The sequence below is a fragment of the Actinosynnema sp. genome, from assembly GCF_052038725.1.
In genome coordinates, this window is record NZ_JBQGCX010001112.1 from 1 (window position 1) to 2,606 (window position 2,606).

Here is a 2,606-nt window from a genome sequence, read left to right on the forward strand (position 1 = left end):
CAGGACCACGAACGGGTCCTCGGAAGCGGCGACACGATCAGGCAAGCCGGTGTGACCGCCACCGGCCAGAACGCCTCGGAGCAGGTCGGCCACCTCGCGCGCCGGGAAGTTCGAGAAGACCGCGCAGACGGGGCCGTCGAAGTCCAGGAACAGGGCGTCGGTGGTCGCGAGGACGCGGCTGAGCGCTTTCAGGTCGTCCACCGGCACCCGGTCCGCGGTCACCCCGCAGTTCTACCCGCACCCGACGCCCACCGGCCGGATGCCGCGGCGGCACGGGCAGCGGAAAGGCCGAGGGCCGGGCGACTGGATCAGTCACCCGGCCCTCGTTCGGACGGCCTCTCCGGCTCGGACGGCCCGGAGACGGCCCGCGCAGCGGCTCAACCGGGAGAACCCCTGGTCGAACCCCCGCGCCGATCACACGTCGTAGTACAGCGCGAACTCGTACGGGTTCGGGCGCAGGCGCAGCGGGTCGATCTCGTTCTCGCGCTTGAACGCGATCCAGGGGTCGATCACGTCCGGCGTGAACACGCCGCCCTCCAGCAGGAACTCGTGGTCCGCCTCCAGGCTGTCCAGCACCGCGTCCAGCGTCGCCGGGACCTGCTTGACGTCGCGAGCCTCCTCGGGGGGCAGCTCGTAGAGGTCCTTGTCGATCGGGGCAGGCGGCTCGATCTTGTTCTTCACACCGTCCAGGCCCGCCATCACCATGGCCGAGAAGGCCAGGTACGGGTTGCCCGACGAGTCGGGGCAGCGGAACTCGATGCGCTTGGCCTTCGGGTTGTCGCCGGTGATCGGGATGCGCACGCACGCCGACCGGTTGCGCTGGGAGTAGACCAGGCTGACCGGGGCCTCGTAGCCGGGCACCAGGCGGTGGTACGAGTTCACCGTCGGGTTGGTGAACGCCAGCAGCGACGAGGCGTGGTGCAGGATGCCGCCGATGTAGTGGCGCGCCGTGTCCGACAGGCCCGCGTAGCCGGACTCGTCGTGGAACAGCGGCTGGCCGTCCTTCCACAGCGACTGGTGGGTGTGCATCCCCGAGCCGTTGTCGCCGAACAGCGGCTTCGGCATGAAGGTGACGGTCTTGCCCGCCTGCCACGCGGTGTTCTTGATGATGTACTTGAACAGCATCAGGTCGTCGGCCGCGTGCAGCAGCGTGTTGAACTTGTAGTTGATCTCGGCCTGGCCGCCGGTGCCCACCTCGTGGTGCGCCCGCTCGACGGTGAAGCCCTGGTCCTCCATGTTGAGGACCATCTTGTCGCGCAGGTCGGCGTAGTGGTCGTTGGGCGAGACCGGGAAGTAGCCGCCCTTGTACTTGACCTTGTAGCCGCGGTTGCCGCCCTCCTCCTCGCGGCCGGTGTTCCACCAGCCGGAGATCGCGTCGATCTCGTGGAAGGAGGCGTTCGCGGTGGTGTCGAAGCGGACGGAGTCGAAGATGTAGAACTCCGCCTCCGCGCCGAAGTACGCGGTGTCCGCGATGCCCGACTCGGCGATGTACTGCTCGGCCTTGCGCGCGATGTTGCGCGGGTCCCGGCTGTACGCCTCGCGGGTGAACGGGTCGTGCACGAAGAAGTTCACGATCAGCGTCTTCTCGATCCGGAACGGGTCGAGGCGCGCCGTGAACAGGTCGGGCAGCAGCAGCATGTCCGACTCGTGGATGGACTGGAAGCCCCGCACCGACGAGCCGTCGAACGCCAGGCCCTCGCTGATCGCGTCGGCGTCGAACGCCTTCGCGGGCAGGGTGAAGTGCTGCATCACGCCGGGCAGGTCGCTGAAGCGGACGTCGACGAACTTCACGCCCTCGTCGGAGATGAACTTCAGGACCTCGTCGGGATTCTTGAACACCCTCGTCGACTCCTTCTTCTGCGGTGGGGGCGTGGTGTGACGCCGCTGGTCAAGGCGGCCTACCCATCGGGCGCGACGCTATGGCCGGGGTGTTGCCCGGCAGTCACCCTCGTGTTTCGCCAGTGTTAACGGGCCCGCCGGGCGGGGCAACCCGACCTCAACGCCCTCACCCGCTGAGCACGCCCTTACTCTGGAGGGGTGAGCAGGTGGACCGGTTCGTGGCTGTCAGGACCCCGCGCGGCGCTGGAGCCGGGCGCCGACTCCGGCGACGGGACCGGGCAGCGCTGGAAGGGCGAGCGCCTCGGCCTGCCGGAGTCCGGACCGGGCGCGGTGGCGGGCACCGGGCGCAGGGCGCTGGCCGTCCTGGTCGACTTCGCGCTCTCCGCGGGCGTCGCGGGCCTGCTCACCTACCCCGACCTGCCGCGCAACTGGAGCCTGCTGGCCTGGTTCGCGATCACCGTCGTCGCGGTCGGGTTCTTCGGCTTCACGCCGGGGCACGCCCTGTTCGGGCTGCGCGTCGCGCGCGTGGACGGCGCCGCCCTGGTGGGCCCGCCGCGCGCCGCGCTGCGCACCGCGCTGATCTTCCTGGTGGTCCCGGCCGTGGTGTGGGACGCCGACGGGCGCTGCCTGCACGACAAGGCCTCGGGCACCATCGTCATCCGGGTGCGCTGACCCCGCAGATCACCCGTTCCGGTCCTCTTCCCGCCGCTTCCCACCCGTGGAACACCTCGGCCGGCCCCCCCGGGGCCCCCCGGGGCCGCCGCGGG

At 70.1% G+C, this 2,606-nt stretch carries 2 protein-coding genes and 1 pseudogene; 1 reads left to right on the plus strand and 2 read right to left on the minus strand.

Features of this window, described 5'->3' with window-relative positions; genetic code table 11:
* Together ACTUAL_RS23495 and glnA are read right to left on the minus strand one after the other, a co-directional pair.
* Positions 1–222: pseudogene (locus tag ACTUAL_RS23495) on the minus strand (HAD family hydrolase); the annotation flags it as partial.
* 192 nt (positions 223–414) lie between these two features.
* Complete coding sequence (glnA, locus tag ACTUAL_RS23500) at positions 415–1,839, minus strand: type I glutamate--ammonia ligase (RefSeq protein ID WP_440901764.1); 1,425 nt, start codon at positions 1,837–1,839, stop codon at positions 415–417.
* Between the two features lie 198 nt (positions 1,840–2,037).
* Between glnA and ACTUAL_RS23505 the strand changes: the two genes are divergently transcribed.
* Positions 2,038–2,511 (plus strand): RDD family protein, encoded by a 474-nt coding sequence (locus ACTUAL_RS23505; protein WP_440901765.1) that lies wholly within the window; start codon positions 2,038–2,040, stop codon positions 2,509–2,511.
* Positions 2,512–2,606: the final 95 nt, after the last annotated feature.